The following is a 16,084-nucleotide window of genomic DNA, read 5'->3' as shown; positions in this document are numbered from 1 at the left end:
ATTCAAGGAACCCGTATGCAGTTGGACCCCACCAGCGGTTGGTGCCAGGGCATCCGTCATTGCCCTTCGCCCAACTTCAACGAGCGCCCCGCAGGCGAGATCTCGCTGTTGGTGGTGCACAACATCAGCCTGCCGCCAGCGCAGTTTGCCACCGGCAAGGTGCAGGAGTTTTTCCAGAACCGCCTGGATGTCACGGAACATCCCTACTTTGAAGGGATTGCCGACCTACGGGTGTCTGCGCACTTTCTGATTGAGCGCGACGGCGCGGTGACGCAGTTTGTGTCCTGTATCGACCGGGCCTGGCATGCCGGGGTCTCGTGTTTCGAGGGGCGTGAAACGTGCAATGACTTTTCCTTGGGCATTGAGCTGGAAGGCACGGATGACCTGCCGTTCACCGACGCCCAATACAGCTCGCTGATCGACCTGACCCGTCAGCTATTGGCGGCGTACCCAGGCATCACCCCCCAGCGTATATGTGGGCACAGTGATATTGCACCGGGGCGCAAGACCGACCCGGGGCCGGCTTTTGATTGGACGCGCTTTCGCAGCGCTCTGCAGGATGGAGGACAAGCACGATGAGTTTTCTGGTGTTGGTGCTGGCCGTATGGATCGAGAAGTTCTCGGCCCTGCGCCAGCGGTTGCAACGTGATGGCGGATGGCTGCGTGAGTTGGCCAAGCTGGAGTCGAGCCCGCGCATGGGCAAGCAGCCATGGCTGATTCTGGCGCTGCTGGTGTTGTTGCCGGTGGCGTTACTGGCGCTGTTGCTGCTGGTGCTGGAGCCGGTGGCCTACGGTTTGTTGGCCCTGCCGGTGCACGTGCTGGTAGTGATCTACAGCCTGGGCCGTGGCGATTTACTGGCCGGGCTCGGCCCATTTCGCGATGCCTGGCGCCGGGGCGACCTGCAGGCCGCAGAGCACGTGGCCGAGCGCGACCTTAGCTTGAGCGCCGACAGTGGCGAGCAATTGCTTGAGCGCGTTCAGGGCCACCTGTTGTGGCAGGCCTACCAGAGCTTTTTCGCGGTGATTTTCTGGTACTTCCTGTTAGGCCCGGTGGCTGCGTTGGCCTATCGCCTGCTGGCGCTGGCCAGTGAGCACAGCAAAAATCCCTTGGTGGCCGAGCGCGCCGAGCAGCTTCGCCACGCGTTTGACTGGTTGCCGGTACGGCTACTGGCGGCCAGCTTCGCCCTGGTGGGCAACTTTGTCGCGGTCAGCCGCGTGATGCTCCACGAGTTGTTGAGTTGGGACATCAGCGCTGCCCAACTGGTGGAAAAAGTCGGCCTGGTGGCCGCCGAAATCCCACCGCCGGTAGTCGGCGCCGAAGGTATCAACAGCCTGGACCGCCTGTGGGAAATGCTGCTGCGTGCCGCCGTCCTGTGGTACGCCGGGTTCGCGATCTGGACCGTATTGCCTTAAGTGTGGGAGCGGGCTTGCTCGCGAAAGCGGTGGATTAGTCGATGAATAGGTTGACAGACACTCCGTCTTCGCGAGCAAGCCCGCTCCCACACAAGCCCGCTCACTACAAGGTTTTCGCAGTGTCCTGATTCTCGTTAACCTTAAGTTACAAAACTCCCTTTCAAATTGAGCTATACAGATGATGGCTAACTGCCGCCCTGCGCCTCAATAAAAATAAAAGAAAGGGAGTTCACCTGTGAAGAGCTTGCTCTATCCCGCCGTCGCGCTGATGAACCGCCTGAGCTTCGGCATGAAGTTCAGCCTGATCAGCGTGCTGTTCCTGTTGCCAATGCTGGCGACCAACTATTACCTGGTACGCGATTCCTGGCGCGAGTTCCAGGGCACCCGTGTCGAATTGCAAAGCCTGGATTTACTCGGCAGTAGCCTGGCGTTGCGGCGTGATCTGGAAACCCTCAACAACCAAGTGCAGATCAACGCCGCCCTCGGCCAGTCCGGCAAGGCCGCTGACCTGGAGGGCAAGATCAGTACCCTGGAACAAAGCGTGCTCAATCGCCTGCAAGGCCTGCGCGCCATGGCCACCGAGCCCGAGCAAATCGCCGCGTTTGAGAGCAAGCGCGATGAGTTGATCAGCGCGTTCAAGGCCCAACAACAGGAAACCTCGCTGCTGAGCAAAAGTGCGCTGATCGGCAAGTTACTGAACAAGGCGCAGATGCTCAGCCAGGTCATCGCCAGTCAATCCGGCCTGAGCCGCGACCCCCAGAGCGATTTGCGCCAGCTCAGCGAGCTGATCACCAGCGTCACCCCGCAAATCACCCAGACCCTGGGCGAAGGGCGCGCGATGGGCAGCTATTCCCTTGGGCTGGGGTTTCTCAATTCATCGTCCAGTACCCGCTTTGACGAATTGCTGCAACAGCTGGAAAAACTCCAGGCCGAATACGGCTTGAAACTGCAGGACGCTCTGGGTTCCAGCACCGCTGCGCGTGCGGCCCTCGATGGCACGGCCAAGGCCAGCAGCGCCAGCCTTAAGCAAGGCAGCGAGCTGTTTGAAGAGCAGGTGGTGATGGCCGAAACCCTCGATGCGCCCTGGCAGCCGTTCTACGACAATGTCAGCCAGTTGATGGCCCAGACGTACCAGCTCAACGAAGCTACCCTGGCATTTATCGGGCAGCAGTTGGAGCAGCGCCTGGCGCAGAATCGCATGCACATGGTGGTGCTGGTGTCGGCCCTGAGCGCGGTGTTTCTGCTGATTTTCTATCTGTATGCTGGTTTCTATGCCTCCACCCGCACCACCCTGCGGCGCCTGGGGCTGATGATGGATAAAGTGGCCGCAGGTGATATGACCGTCAGCTTTGTATCCCACAGCCGTGATGAATTGGGCGACCTGGGCCAAGTGTTCAACGGCACCGTGGCAAAGATTCATGACCTGATCGAGCGTGTCGGGCACACCGTCAGCCAGGTCGAGGTGCAGGCTGGCCAGGTGGAAACGGTCTCGGCCCAGAGCAATCAGGCGGTGTCGGGCCAGCGTACGCAGATCGAGCAGGTGGCGACGGCGATGAACCAGATGTCGTCCACCGCCCAAGAAGTGGCGCGCAGTGCGGCGGCAGCGGTCAGCAGTGCCCACAGCGTCAACGATGAAACCGTCAACGGCCGTGGCTTGGTGCAATCCCAGCAGGGCAGCATTGCGCGGCTTGCGACGGAGATCGACCAGTCGGTGCAGGTGATTAATCAACTGGCCACCGACAGCCAATCCATCAGCAGCGTATTGGAAGTGATCAAAAGCATCGCCGAGCAGACCAACCTGCTGGCGCTCAATGCTGCCATCGAGGCTGCGAGGGCCGGTGAACAAGGTCGTGGCTTTGCGGTGGTGGCCGATGAGGTGCGCACCCTGGCCCGCCGCACTCAGCGCTCCACCGAGGAGATCGATCAGATGATCAGCCGGTTGCACAGCGGTGTGGATGCGGCCGTGAAGGCCATGGGCACCAGCCACGCCATGGCCAATGGCACGGTGGGGCAGTCGGAAAAGGTCCAGCAGGCGTTGGAAAACATTCTGGGCGCCGTAGGCATGATCGTCGATCAGAACCAGCAGATTGCCGCTGCGGTGGAGCAGCAGACCGCCGTCGCCCACGATATCGACCAGAACATCGTCGAAATCAACCGCGCCGGCGAGCATGCCGCCGAGGGCGCCCATCAGACCGAGGCCGCAAGCCGGCAGCTGTCGATGCAGGTGATTGAGTTGAAGCAATTGATCGGGGCGTTTCGTGTGTAGGTCGTATGTGTAGGATTTATTTCTGTACGGTGTGGTGCATGTCCTGATTTCCCTGTGGCTCTTTTTTGGCAGCGTGGATAAGTGAGAATTTGTTTCACTCAAGTCGAAGTCCAAGGGAGCACAGCGATGACCGCTGCAATCGGCATCAAAGGGCACTGCGCCCACTGCGACATCACCTTCGTACTCAAACCGTGGCAGTTGAACGCCATCTCCATCGAAGAACCCTTCGATTGTCCGTATTGCCAACGGATCTTGCAGTTGAATTGCCCCAGGCAGTTACGCCAACTCAGGACCTTGGACCATTGGGCGCTGGTGCGCCCGAGCATGGTGGTGCTGACATGCGTGGTGTTGATCGTGGCGCTGGTGGCGGAGTGGGTGGGGTTGATCAGCCTGGTCGGTCAGTTCAACGTGTCGCTGGTGGTGCTGCTGGTGCATTTTCTGGCACTGCGTTATGCGCGTTATCGCCAGCGCATCACGCTGGAGTTACAGGTGGTCACTCCCACCCTGCCAATTGAACAGCTCGCACGCATTGCGTGTGCTCGCCTGCGCCAGCAATAAAGGCTCAATGCCCATGCGCTCGGCCAGCGCGTTGCAGATGGCCGGTAAGTGTTGCGGGCTGTTGCGCTGGCCGGGGTACATGGCAGGGGCCATGTCGGGGGAGTCGGTTTCCAGTACCACGGCATCCAGCGGCAATTGCGCCAGCACTTTGTGCATGCGCAGGGCCTGGGGCCAAGTGGCGGCACCGCCCAGGCCCAGTTTGAAACCCAGCTTGATGTATTCGCGGGCCTCTTCCTGGCTGCCGGCAAAGGCGTGGATGATGCCGCCCCGTGGCAGGCGGATACGCTTGAGCGTTGCAATCACCGCCGCGTGGCTGCGGCGTACGTGCAGCAACGCGGGCAACTGGAAGTCCACCGCCAGCTGGAGTTGGGCTTCAAACAGGCGTTGCTGGCGTTCGCGGTCCAGTGTTTCGAGGTAGTAATCCAGGCCAATTTCCCCCACCGCGCACAGCTGGCGGTGGCCGCGCAAGCGGGTGAGCCAGTCGCCCAGTTCGGTCAGGTCGGCGGCGCGGTGGTCATCCAGGTACACCGGGTGCAGGCCAAAGGCGGCGAACAGGCTTTGATCGGCTTGCACCAGATCCCACAGCCGCTGCCAATTTTGCTGATACACCCCCAACACCACCATGCGTCGCACCCCCAGCGCATGGCTGTGGGCGAGGACTTCCCGACGGTCGCTGTCAAAGTCCGGGAAGTCCAAGTGGGTGTGGGTGTCGATCAGCTCCACGCTCAGGCCTCGTGAATACGCTGCTTGAACGTGCGGCCGATAGCGTGCACGCCCGGCTGGTACTGTTCTTCTTCAATCGCAGCCAGGGCCAGCTTCAAGGCGGCATCGGCGATCAGTTGATGTTGCTGGGCCATGGCGTTGACCGGCAGCGGCAGGAAGTCCAGCAACTGGGTGTCACCAAAGGTGCCCAGCTGCATTTGGCGTTCTTTTACTGGAACCGCTTGCAGTGCATCGAACACGCCTTGCAGCAGCACGTAGGACGTGGTGATCAGCGCGTCGGGCAAATGCCCCAAGCGTTGCAAGAGTTCTTCCATCATCTGCTTGCCGCATTCGCGACTGAAGGCCAGGCCGTGTTCAATGCTGCCTTCCACCTCGCTGTCGCGCAGGGCCAGGCAGAAGCCCTTGGTGCGCTCCTGGCTGATGCTCAGCTCGGCCCGCGCACCCAGCAGCACGATCTGCTTGGGCTTGAGTTGCAGCAGGCTGGCGGTCAATTGCTGGCTGGCCTCGCGGTCATCGCTGACCACCGAACAGAACTGCGTCGGGTCCATCTCCCGGTCGATGGCAATCACCGGCAGGCCTTTGGCTTGCAGCTCACGGTAGCTGTCATCGTTGGGTGGCAAGCAACTGGCCACGAACAACGCATCACAGCGCCGGGCGCGAAACAGTTGCAGCAGTTGGCGCTCGCTGTCTGCGTCATCGTCGGAGCTGGCGATCAGCAACTGATAGCCACGGGCCCGCGCACCTTGCTCCAGGAGCTTGGCGATGCGTGCATAACTGGGGTTTTCCAGGTCGGGCAGGATAAAGCCCAAGGTGCGCGTGTGCCGACTGCGCAGCCCCGCGGCCTGGGGGTTGGGGGTAAAACCGTGGGCCTGAACCACGGCACGCACCCGTTCGACGGTGGCGTTGCTGATCCGTTGTTGTTCGGCCTTGCCATTGATGACGTAGCTGGCGGTGGTCACGGACACACCGGCCAGACGTGCGATATCACTGAGTTTCAAACCGGGATTTCCTTGTTTTTTGGAGCTTGCCCCGACATTTTGTCCAATCGTAACCGATTCCTGTACACGACCAATGCCTAGACTCACGCGCCGAGTGGTTCTTCAAGGATGCGCAATTAACGCGTAATCTGCCATAAATTCTAGATTAAACGTTTCAGCAGGCGTATTTTTACGATATTCGCTACTGAGTGGCCACTGCCAATTGACTACTCAGTCAGTTATTCCGAATCGCCCTTACACTGTTTATTCAAAACAATACCTAGTGCACCACCGCACTAACTAGGAGAACGGCATGCTTGAGCTCACTGTAGAGCAGATTTCCATGGGCCAGGTGGCTGTGGATAAATCTGCTGCCTTGCACCTGCTCGCAGAAAAACTGGTGGCCGATGGCCTGGTCGCCGAGGGTTACCTCAGTGGCTTGCAAGCCCGTGAAGCCCAAGGCTCGACCTTTCTTGGCCAAGGTATTGCCATCCCCCACGGCACCCCCGAAACCCGCGACCAAGTGCATTCCACTGGCGTGCGCCTGCTGCAATTTCCCGAGGGCGTCGACTGGGGCGATGGCCAGATCGTCTACCTGGCCATTGGCATTGCCGCCAAATCCGACGAACACCTGCGCCTGCTGCAACTGCTCACCCGCGCCCTCGGTGAAACCGACCTGGGCCAGGCATTGCGCCGTGCCGGTTCCGCCGAAGCGTTGCTGAAACTGTTGCAAGGTGCACCACAGGAACTGGCGCTGGATGCGCAGATGATCAGCCTCGGCGTATCGGCCGATGATTTCGAAGAGCTGGTGTGGCGCGGTGCACGCCTGCTGCGCCAGGCCGATTGTGTAAGCAATGGTTTCGCCGCGGTGTTGCAACAAGTGGATGCACTGCCCCTGGGCGATGGCCTGTGGTGGCTGCACAGCGAGCAGACGGTGAAGCGCCCGGGCCTGGCTTTTGTCACGCCGGACAAACCCATGCGTTACCTCGGCCAGCCGCTCAACGGCCTGTTCTGCCTGGCCAGCCTCGGCGAAGCGCACCAAGCCTTGCTGGAGCGCCTGTGTGCGTTGTTGATCGAAGGTCGCGGCCAGGAGCTGGGCCGTGCCACCAGCAGCCGTGCGGTGCTGGAAGTCCTGGGTGGCGAGCTGCCGCCCGATTGGCCGAGTGCCCGTATTACCCTGGCCAATGCCCACGGCCTGCATGCACGGCCCGCGAAAATCCTGGCCCAATTGGCCAAGAGTTTTGACGGCGATATCCGCGTGCGCATCGTGGATGGCCCGGTGGGCGCGGTGTCGGTCAAAAGCCTGAGCAAGCTGCTGAGCCTCGGCGCGCGGCGTGGCCAGGTGCTGGAGTTTGTCGCCGAGCCAAGCATCGCCGGTGACGCACTGCCAGCCCTGTTGGCCGCGGTGCAAGAGGGCCTCGGCGAAGACGTCGAGCCGCTGCCCACCGCGAGCGCCCAGCCCGCGGCAGTCGATATCGAACCCGTGCTCAGCGCGCCCGTGGCCGGTAGCCAGATCCAGGCCATCGCCGCCGCGCCGGGCATCGCCATTGGCCCGGCCCATATCCAGGTCCAGCAGGTGTTCGATTACCCGTTGCGCGGCGAGTCCGCCGTGATCGAGCGTCAACGCCTGCACGCAGCGCTCAACGATGTGCGCCGTGATATCCAAGGCTTGATCGAGCGCAGCACATCCAAAGCGATCCGCGAGATTTTCATCACCCACCAGGAAATGCTCGACGACCCGGAGCTGACCGACGAAGTCGACACCCGCCTCAAGCAAGGCGAAAGCGCTGAAGCGGCGTGGATGAGCGTGATCGAAGCGGCCGCCAAACAGCAGGAGTCGTTGCAGGATGCCTTGCTCGCCGAGCGCGCCGCCGACCTGCGCGACATTGGCCGCCGTGTGCTGGCCCAACTGTGTGGCGTCGAAACCGTGCAGGAACCGAACGACCCCTACATCTTGGTGATGGATGAAGTCGGCCCTTCGGACGTTGCACGCCTGGACCCGGCCCGCGTCGCCGGTATCCTCACCGCCCGTGGTGGTGCCACGGCCCACAGCGCCATCGTCGCCCGTGCCCTGGGCATTCCGGCGCTGGTCGGTGCAGGCCCGGCCGTGTTGCTGCTGGCCTCGGGCACGCCGCTGTTGCTGGACGGCCAACGCGGCCGCCTGCATGTGGACGCCGACGCGGCCACCTTGCAGCGTGCGACGGTTGAGCGCGATACCCGTGAGCAACGCCTGCAAGCCGCCGCCGCCCAGCGCCACGAACCGGCCCTGACCCGCGACGGCCATGCCGTGGAAGTGTTCGCCAATATCGGTGAAAGCGCCGGTGTTGCCAGCGCAGTGGAGCAGGGCGCCGAAGGCATCGGCCTGCTGCGCACCGAACTGATCTTTATGGCCCACCCCCAAGCGCCGGACGAAGCCACCCAGGAAGCCGAGTACCGCCGCGTGCTCGACGGCCTCGGCGGTCGTCCGCTGGTGGTGCGCACCCTGGATGTGGGCGGGGATAAACCGCTGCCGTATTGGCCGATTGCCCAGGAAGAAAACCCCTTCCTCGGCGTGCGCGGCATTCGCCTGACCTTGCAACGCCCGCAGATCATGGAAGCGCAATTGCGCGCGCTGCTGCGCTCGGCGGATAACCGTCCGCTGCGCATCATGTTCCCCATGGTCGGCAGCGTGGATGAATGGCGCGCCGCCCGTGACATGACCGAGCGTCTGCGCCTGGAAATCCCGGTGGCCGACCTGCAACTGGGCATCATGATCGAAGTGCCATCTGCCGCGTTGCTCGCGCCGGTACTGGCCAAGGAAGTGGACTTTTTCAGTGTCGGCACCAACGACCTGACCCAGTACACCCTGGCCATCGACCGTGGCCACCCAACCCTGTCGGCCCAGGCTGATGGCCTGCACCCAGCGGTGTTGCAACTGATCGATATCACCGTGCGCGCCGCCCATGCCCATGGCAAATGGGTTGGTGTGTGCGGCGAATTGGCCGCCGACCCGCTGGCGGTGCCGGTGCTGATCGGCCTGGGTGTGGATGAGTTGAGCGTATCGGCCCGCAGCATTCCTGAAGTGAAGGCGCGCGTGCGCGAATTCAGTCTGAGCCAGGCCCAGGACCTGGCGCAAAAAGCGCTGGCGGTGGGTTCGCCCGCCGACGTGCGCGCCCTTGTGGAGGCCGTGTAAATGGCAAGGATTCTGACCCTGACGCTGAACCCAGCGTTGGACCTGACAGTGCGCCTGGCGCGCCTGGAACCAGGCGAAGTCAATCGCAGTGAAAATGTGCTGACCCACGCTGCCGGCAAGGGCGTGAATGTGGCGCAAGTGTTGGCCGACCTTGGGCATCAGGTGAGCGTGGGCGGTTTTCTCGGCGCGCAAAACCCCCAGGCATTCAACGCCCTGATCGCCCGCCGTGGGTTTGGCGACGCGTTCATCCGCGTGGCGGGGGAAACCCGCAGCAATATCAAGATTGCCGAACAGGACGGCCGGGTGACCGACATCAACGCACCGGGGCCGTTTGTGGACGAGCAGGCGCAACAAAAACTGCTCAAAATGGTTGCGATTGTCGGTCCTGAATTCGATGCAGTGGTCGTCGCCGGCAGTTTGCCGCGCGGCGTCAGCCCGCAGTGGTTTCAAGGCTTGCTTGAGACACTGAAAAATCTTGGTTTGAAAGTCGCTCTCGACACCAGCGGCGAAGCACTGCGCGCCGGTTTGCAGGCCGGGCCGTGGTTGGTCAAACCCAACACCGAAGAGCTGGCCGACGCCTTGGGCAATGCCGCCGATGCCGTCAGCCAGTTGCACCAGTTGGGCGTGGAACATGTGGTGGTGTCCGATGGCGCCGCCGGCGTGAACTGGTACCGCCCAGGCACGGCGCTGCATGCCACACCGCCACAGGTGACGGTTGCCAGCACCGTGGGCGCGGGCGACTCATTGCTCGCCGGGATGCTCCACGGTTTGCTCAGCGGCGATACGCCGGAGCACACCCTGCGCCGCGCCACGGCGATTGCCGCCATGGCGGTGACGCAGATCGGTTTCGGCATCAGCGATGACGCGCAGTTGGCGCGCCTCGAAAGCGGCGTCCACGTGCGCACGCTGACAGAACAATAAGAGGGATAGTCATGAAGTTAGCCATTGTTACTGCCTGCCCGAACGGCATGGTCACCAGTGTGCTGTGCGCCCGCTTGTTGGACGCCGCCGCGCAGCGCCAGGGCTGGAGCACCAGCGTTGAAGTGGTGGATGTGCAGCGCCCGGAGCGCCAACTGTCCCAGGCCACTATTGATGCGGCCGAGTGGGTGTTGCTGGTCAGCAGCACCCCGGTGGATATGCAGCGCTTCGTTGGCAAGCGCGTATTCCAGAGCACGCCTGCCCAGGCGTTGGCGGATGTCGAAGCGGTGTTGCGTCGCGGCGCGCAAGAGGCCGAGGTGTTTGTCGCCGCGCAGCAGGTGGCGAAAAACGCGCCACGTATCGTAGCCGTCACCGCTTGCCCAACGGGTGTGGCCCACACTTTCATGGCCGCCGAAGCCTTGCAGCAGACTGCCAAGCGCCTGGGCTACGACCTGCAGGTCGAAACCCAAGGCTCGGTCGGCGCACGCACGCCCCTGAGCCCGCAAGCGATTGCCGATGCGGACGTGGTGTTGCTCGCGGCGGATATCGAAGTCGCTACCGAGCGCTTCGCCGGTAAGAAGATCTACCGCTGCGGCACCGGCATTGCCCTCAAGCAGTCCGAAGCGACCCTCAACAAGGCCCTGGCCGAAGGTGCGGTGGAAAGCGCTGCAACGGGGGCGGTGGCCAAGTCGGAAAAAACTGGCGTGTACAAACACCTGCTCACCGGTGTGTCGTTCATGCTGCCGATGGTGGTGGCGGGCGGGTTGCTGATCGCCTTGTCGTTCGTGTTTGGCATCCACGCCTTCGAGCAGGAAGGCACCTTGGCCGCCGCGCTGAAAACCGTTGGCGACCGTGCCTTTATGCTGATGGTGCCGCTGTTGGCCGGCTATATCGCCTACTCGATTGCCGACCGCCCAGGCATTGCGCCGGGCATGATCGGCGGCTTGTTGGCAGGTACGCTGGGCGCCGGTTTTATCGGCGGTATTTTCGCGGGTTTCCTTGCTGGGTATTGCGTCAAGCTGATCACCCGCGCAGTGAAATTGCCCCAGAGCCTGGAGGCGCTCAAGCCGATCCTGATCATCCCGTTGCTGGCCAGTTTGTTCACCGGCCTTGCAATGATCTACCTCGTAGGCCCGCCGGTGGCGCGCATGCTGGTGGGGCTGACCGATTTCCTCAGCACCATGGGCACCACCAACGCGGTGCTGCTGGGCATTCTGCTGGGCGGCATGATGTGCGTGGATTTGGGCGGGCCGATCAACAAGGCGGCGTATGCGTTCTCCGTTGGCCTGCTGGCGGCCCACAGCGGCGCACCGATGGCCGCGACCATGGCCGCTGGCATGGTGCCGCCGATTGGCATGGGCATCGCTACGTTCCTGGCACGCCGCAAGTTTGCCCAGACCGAACGCGAGGCGGGTAAGGCGGCGATGATCCTGGGGATGTGCTTTATCTCTGAGGGCGCGATTCCCTTTGCCGCTAAAGACCCGTTGCGCGTGATTCCGGCCAGCATCGCTGGCGGCGCATTGACCGGTGCCTTGTCGATGTACTTCGGCTGCGTGTTGGCAGCGCCCCATGGTGGGTTGTTCGTGCTGATCATTCCGAATGCGATGAACCATGCGCTGCTGTATTTGCTGGCGATTGTGGCGGGCAGTGTGGTCACCGGGTTGGTGTATGCGGTGATCAAGCGGCCGGAAGTGGTCGAGCTGGCGGTGACACCGGCTCAAGCCTGACGCAGTAAAAAATGTGGGAGCGAGCAAGCCCGCTCCCACATTTGATCTTCACGGGTCGCAAGATTAGTGTCATCTGCGCATGCTTAAGTTGCCCTTTTGATAGCCAAGAGGGCACCCCATGAGCCACTTCGATCTCGGCCGGCGCCGTGTGATGCAAGCCGTCGGCGCTGGGCTGTTGTTGCCCGGCCTTGCCCCGGCGGTGATCGCTTCGGTGAAGGACCGCCCGCAACTCACCGATGGCGTGCAGTCCGGCGACCTGTTGGGCGACCGCGCGATGATCTGGAGCCGCAGCGACCGTGCGGCGCGGATGGTGGTTGAGTGGGACACCCGCAGTGTGTTCACCAACCCACGCCGTTTCATCTCGCCCCTGGCCGACAGCAGTACCGACTTCACCGCCCGTGTCGAGCTCACCGGGCTGCCCGCCGACCAGGCGATTTTCTATCGAGTGTCCTTTGAAGACGCCCAGACCGGCGTGGCCAGCGAGCCCTGGTTCGGTCACCTGCGCAGCGTGCCGCAACAGCGTCGCGATATCCGTTTTGTGTGGAGCGGCGACACCGTGGGCCAAGGCTTCGGCATCAACCCGGACATCGGTGGCATGCGCATCTACGAAGCCATGCGCCTGCGCCTGCCGGACTTTTTTATCCACAGCGGTGACACCATTTACGCCGACGGCCCGGTGCCCACTCAAATGACCGTTGAGGACGGGCGCATCTGGCGCAATATCACCACCGAGGCCAAGAGCAAAGTCGCCGAAACCCTCGATGACTATCGCGGCAATTACCGCTACAACCTGATGGACGAAAACGTGCGCCGCTTCAATGCCGAGGTGCCGCAAATTTGGCAGTGGGACGACCACGAAGTGGTAAATAACTGGTCGCCCAGTAAGCAGCTCGATGGCCGTTACGCGACCAAGGACATCAACACGCTGGTTAACCACGCACGCCAGGCCTGGCTGGAATATTCACCGTTGCGCCGCCAGGCCGCGGACTGGGGTGGGCGGATTTATCGCAAGCTCAGCTACGGCCCGATGCTGGATGTATTTGTGCTGGATATGCGCAGCTACCGTGGCCCCAACGATGACAACCTGGGGGGTGAAAAACCCTTCCTCGGCCGGGAGCAACTGGACTGGCTCAAGCGAGAACTCAAGGACTCCCGAGCCCAGTGGAAAGTGATCGCCGCCGACATGCCCATCGGCCTGGGCGTGCCCGACGGTGAGGTGAGCCCTGGCGTGCCGCGCTGGGAAGCCATCGCCAACAACGACCCCGGCGCACCCCAGGGCCGGGAGCTGGAGATCGCCGAATTGCTGGGTTTTTTAAGGGCGCACAAGGTACGCAACCACGTGTGGCTGACGGCGGATGTGCATTACTGCGCAGCGCATCACTATCACCCGGATCGGGCGGCGTTCCAGGATTTCGAACCGTTCTGGGAGTTTGTCGCCGGGCCGTTGAACGCGGGGAGTTTTGGGCCGAACCCGTTGGACATGACCTTTGGGCCAGAGGTGGTGTTTGAGAAAGCACCGCCGGCACAGAACACCTCGCCGTTGGCCGGGTTCCAGTTTTTTGGTGAGGTGCAGATTGATGGGCAGACGGGGGAGTTGACGGTGATATTGCGGGACTTGGATGGGGTGTCGGTGTTCCAGCAAAAACTGCAACCCACCTGATCTGAAATGCAATCAAATGTGGGAGCTGGGTTGCCAGTTCCCACATTTTGACTTTCAGTGGCTACACAATCTCAGTACACATCCCGGCGATAACGGCCTTGTTCAATCAAGCGTTCCACCGCCTCACTGCCCAGAATATCCACCAGCGCCGCATCCACCCCCGCCGCCATGCCCTGCAAACTGCCGCACACATAAATCGCCGCGCCATCGGCCAGCCACTTGCGCAGCACGTCCGCCGACTCACGCAGGCGGTCCTGTACGTAGATTTTCTCTTCCTGATCACGGGAAAACGCCAGGTCCAGCAGCGCCAGATCACCGCTGGCCAGCCAGCCTTGCAGTTCGTCCTGGCAGAGGAAGTCATGCTTGATATTGCGTTCGCCAAACAGCAGCCAGTTACGTTGCTGGCCATCGGCAACGCGGGCCTTGAGCAAGCTGCGCAGGCCCGCCAGGCCGGTGCCGTTGCCCAGCAGGATCAGTGGCACCGGCGCATCGGGCAGGTGGAAACCGCTGTTGCGGCGCAGGCGCAGGCTGATGGCCGAGCCGAGGGCGGCGTGTTCGGTGAGCCAGCCTGAGCCCAGGCCCAGGCTGCCGTCAGGGTGGCGTTCCTGGCGCACGATCAGTTCCAGCACGCCGTCGCTGGCAATTGATGCGATGGAGTATTCGCGCATGCCCAACGGCACCAGGGCATCCACCAGCGCTTGGGCATGCAGGCCCACCAGATGGGCGCGATGGGTGGGCAATTGGCGCGTGGCCAGGGCCTGGTCGAGGCTGTGCGCCAAGCCATCGATCAGCACGCCGTCGCTGCCGGCCAAGCCCAGGCCTTCGAGGAAGTGCTCGATGGCCCAAGGGCAATTGCGCGGCAGCACTTCCACCAGGTCACCCGCTAGCCAAGTTTGCGGTGAAGGTGGGGTGAGGCCCAGCAGGTAGACATCGGCGCCGGTGCTGCCGCGGTTGAGCAGGCTGCGTTGGGCCAGCGTCCAGTTTTCATATTGGGCGGTGGGCCAGGCGGCTGCCGGTGCGTGGCCGGTGAGTTGGCCCAGTTGCTGTTGCCAGTGCAGCAGGGCGCTGGTGTCGCCGCTGTCCACTTCCACGGGGGCGAACAACGGGTTGCCGCCCTGGTTCGTCAGCCAGAAATGCAGGCGCCGGGCAAAGCCGCAGAAATGTTCGTACTGGCGGTCTCCCAGGGCCAGTACCGAGTAGTTCAAGCCCTTGAGGGACAGGTCCTGGCCAAGCACGCTGCGCTCGAAGCCACGGGCGCTGTCGGGTGCTTCGCCGTCGCCAAAGGTGCTGACCACAAACAGCGCATTTTGCGATTGGCGCAGGTCATCCTGGCTGACACTGCCCAACGCCTGCACGTTCACCGGCAACCCGGCGGCCTGCAATTGGCCCGCCGTTTGCCATGCAAGCTGCTCGGCAAAACCACTCTGGCTGGCAAAGCCGATCAGCCAGGCCGGGGCATCGCTGGCGTTGGCGCCGAGGCCTTTACGCGCATCGCGCACCTGGCGTTTTTTGCGGCGGCGGTCCAGGTACAACAGCCAGCCGGTAATGAAGAACAGCGGCATCAACAGCGAGCTGACGGTCAGGATGATACGACCGGCCAGGCCGAAATAACTGCCGGTGTGCAGCGCGTAGATGCTGGTCAGGATCTGTGCCTTGAAGCTTTTGCTGGCGTATTGGACGTGGGATTTCACCTCGCCGGTGGCCGGGTCCAGGTTGATCTGGTTCAGCGCGCGGTCGTGAGGCGAATCTTTCAATAGGTAGTAAACAGTCGCAGGTTGGCCGGCGACCGCAGGCATACGGATGTTGTAGGCGCTCAAGCCGGGGCCGGCGTTGCTGTAGATGCTGCTCCACATCGCGTCGTAGTTGGCCACGGGGGCGGGGCCGGCGGGCGGCGGGCCGCGCTTGCGCATGCGTTCATTGTGCGGGGCGTCGGAGAGTAACTTGGTCACGCCCTGGCTGTACCAGTCGTAGGACCACGTCAGGCCGGTCAGCGCCGCCAGCAGGTAGGCCAGCAGGCACCAGGTGCCGAACACCGAGTGCAGGTCCCAATTGAAGCTGCGACCCTTTTTGCGCCAGTCCAGCGTTAGCCACGCCCGCCAGCTCGCCACCTGGCGTGGCCAGCGCAGGTACAGGCCAGAGAGGCAGAAGAACACCAGGATCAGCGTGCAGGCGCCGGTAATGTTGCGCCCGGTTTCACCCATGGCGAGGAAACGGTGCAGTTGCAGGATAAAGCCCAACACGTCCTGGCCAACGGCGTCGCCCATGTAGTCGCCGGTGTAGGGGTCGAAGTAGCGCATTTGGCCACGGCGCTCGCCGGGTGGTGGGGTGAAGAACACGCGGGCGGCGTTGCCGCTTTCGCTTTCTACCCAGAGCATGGAGACGGTCTTGCCTTCGGTGGCTTCGAGTTTGCGCACCAGTTCGGCAGGTGGCAGCACACCGGCTTCGCGCTTCTCGACGGTCAGTACGGTGGGGTTGAGCGCTCGCAGTATTTCATCCTGAAACGAGACCGCGGCCCCGGTGATCCCCATCAAGGCCAGCACCAGCCCGGCGGTAATGCCGAAGAACCAGTGCAACTGGAACAGGGTTTTCTTCAACACGTCTGACCGCCTCGTCTATCTGGATGTGAATGCACGGCGCGCATTATGCCGTGAGTTATCGAGAAATATTCTGT

Annotated in this window: 11 protein-coding genes and 1 pseudogene; 9 read left to right on the top strand and 3 right to left on the bottom strand. The window is 62.5% G+C overall.

Translation table 11 applies throughout. The features are described from left to right. Positions 1-15: 15 nt before the first annotated feature. The 5 genes and pseudogenes from ampD to ACLD1Y_RS17745 all read left to right on the top strand — a co-directional run bounded on the left by ampD (position 16) and on the right by ACLD1Y_RS17745 (position 4,236). Positions 16-579 carry a 1,6-anhydro-N-acetylmuramyl-L-alanine amidase AmpD gene (gene ampD, locus ACLD1Y_RS17765; RefSeq protein WP_429479163.1) on the top strand — a complete coding sequence of 188 codons (564 nt, stop codon included), beginning with the start codon at positions 16-18 and terminating at the stop codon, positions 577-579. After that, on the top strand, positions 576-1,412 hold the full coding sequence (gene ampE / locus ACLD1Y_RS17760; protein WP_429479162.1) for a regulatory signaling modulator protein AmpE: 837 nt from the start codon (positions 576-578) through the stop codon (positions 1,410-1,412). The genes ampD and ampE overlap by 4 nt, the downstream gene beginning before the upstream one ends. Positions 1,413-1,680: 268 nt before the next feature. Next, positions 1,681-2,820: pseudogene (locus tag ACLD1Y_RS17755) on the top strand (HAMP domain-containing protein); the annotation flags it as partial. 144 nt (positions 2,821-2,964) lie between these two features. Further along, positions 2,965-3,678 carry a methyl-accepting chemotaxis protein gene (locus tag ACLD1Y_RS17750; RefSeq protein WP_429479274.1) on the top strand — a complete coding sequence of 238 codons (714 nt, stop codon included), beginning with the start codon at positions 2,965-2,967 and terminating at the stop codon, positions 3,676-3,678. Between the two features lie 126 nt (positions 3,679-3,804). Further along, positions 3,805-4,236, top strand: coding sequence for a hypothetical protein (locus tag ACLD1Y_RS17745; RefSeq protein ID WP_429479161.1), 432 nt, complete (start codon positions 3,805-3,807; stop codon positions 4,234-4,236). On the opposite strand, the gene ACLD1Y_RS17740 is transcribed toward ACLD1Y_RS17745, so the two are convergent. Together ACLD1Y_RS17740 and cra are read right to left on the bottom strand one after the other, a co-directional pair. Continuing rightward, entirely contained in the window at positions 4,162-4,959 is a 798-nt protein-coding gene (locus tag ACLD1Y_RS17740; RefSeq protein ID WP_429479160.1) for a TatD family hydrolase, read from the bottom strand. The two genes, ACLD1Y_RS17745 and ACLD1Y_RS17740, sit on opposite strands and share 75 nt — an antisense overlap. A gap of 2 nt (positions 4,960-4,961) precedes the next feature. Next, positions 4,962-5,957: a catabolite repressor/activator gene (gene cra / locus ACLD1Y_RS17735; RefSeq protein ID WP_429479159.1), complete on the bottom strand. Its 996-nt coding sequence runs from the start codon at positions 5,955-5,957 to the stop codon at positions 4,962-4,964. Between the two features lie 292 nt (positions 5,958-6,249). On the opposite strand from cra, the gene ptsP reads away from it, so the two are divergent. From ptsP to ACLD1Y_RS17715, 4 genes are all read left to right on the top strand, one after another. After that, positions 6,250-9,108: a phosphoenolpyruvate--protein phosphotransferase gene (gene ptsP / locus ACLD1Y_RS17730; RefSeq protein WP_429479158.1), complete on the top strand. Its 2,859-nt coding sequence runs from the start codon at positions 6,250-6,252 to the stop codon at positions 9,106-9,108. Further along, a complete protein-coding gene (gene pfkB, locus ACLD1Y_RS17725) occupies positions 9,109-10,029 on the top strand; it encodes a 1-phosphofructokinase (RefSeq protein WP_429479157.1) in 921 nt (306 codons plus the stop codon). Between the two features lie 11 nt (positions 10,030-10,040). Further along, positions 10,041-11,753: a PTS fructose-like transporter subunit IIB gene (locus ACLD1Y_RS17720; protein WP_429479156.1), complete on the top strand. Its 1,713-nt coding sequence runs from the start codon at positions 10,041-10,043 to the stop codon at positions 11,751-11,753. Between the two features lie 118 nt (positions 11,754-11,871). Continuing rightward, positions 11,872-13,413, top strand: a complete 1,542-nt coding sequence (locus tag ACLD1Y_RS17715) for an alkaline phosphatase D family protein (protein ID WP_429479155.1) — start codon at positions 11,872-11,874, stop codon at positions 13,411-13,413. A gap of 71 nt (positions 13,414-13,484) precedes the next feature. On the opposite strand, the gene ACLD1Y_RS17710 is transcribed toward ACLD1Y_RS17715, so the two are convergent. Continuing rightward, positions 13,485-16,010: a PepSY domain-containing protein gene (locus ACLD1Y_RS17710; RefSeq protein ID WP_429479154.1), complete on the bottom strand. Its 2,526-nt coding sequence runs from the start codon at positions 16,008-16,010 to the stop codon at positions 13,485-13,487. Positions 16,011-16,084 lie beyond the last annotated feature (74 nt).

It is taken from the genome of Pseudomonas sp. 18175, from assembly GCF_050432925.1.
Classification (GTDB): Bacteria; Pseudomonadota; Gammaproteobacteria; order Pseudomonadales; family Pseudomonadaceae; genus Aquipseudomonas.
This window is presented reverse-complemented; position numbering and strand designations above follow the sequence as displayed.

Bases quoted from the DNA above. Each gene is read 5' to 3' on its own strand.
- ampD (WP_429479163.1), top strand. From the start codon at position 16: ATGCAGTTGGACCCCACCAGCGGTTGGTGCCAGGGCATCCGTCATTGC.
- ampE (WP_429479162.1), top strand. From the start codon at position 576: ATGAGTTTTCTGGTGTTGGTGCTGGCCGTATGGATCGAGAAGTTCTCG.
- ACLD1Y_RS17750 (WP_429479274.1), top strand. From the start codon at position 2,965: ATGAACCAGATGTCGTCCACCGCCCAAGAAGTGGCGCGCAGTGCGGCG.
- ACLD1Y_RS17745 (WP_429479161.1), top strand. From the start codon at position 3,805: ATGACCGCTGCAATCGGCATCAAAGGGCACTGCGCCCACTGCGACATC.
- ptsP (WP_429479158.1), top strand. From the start codon at position 6,250: ATGCTTGAGCTCACTGTAGAGCAGATTTCCATGGGCCAGGTGGCTGTG.
- pfkB (WP_429479157.1), top strand. From the start codon at position 9,109: ATGGCAAGGATTCTGACCCTGACGCTGAACCCAGCGTTGGACCTGACA.
- ACLD1Y_RS17720 (WP_429479156.1), top strand. From the start codon at position 10,041: ATGAAGTTAGCCATTGTTACTGCCTGCCCGAACGGCATGGTCACCAGT.
- ACLD1Y_RS17715 (WP_429479155.1), top strand. From the start codon at position 11,872: ATGAGCCACTTCGATCTCGGCCGGCGCCGTGTGATGCAAGCCGTCGGC.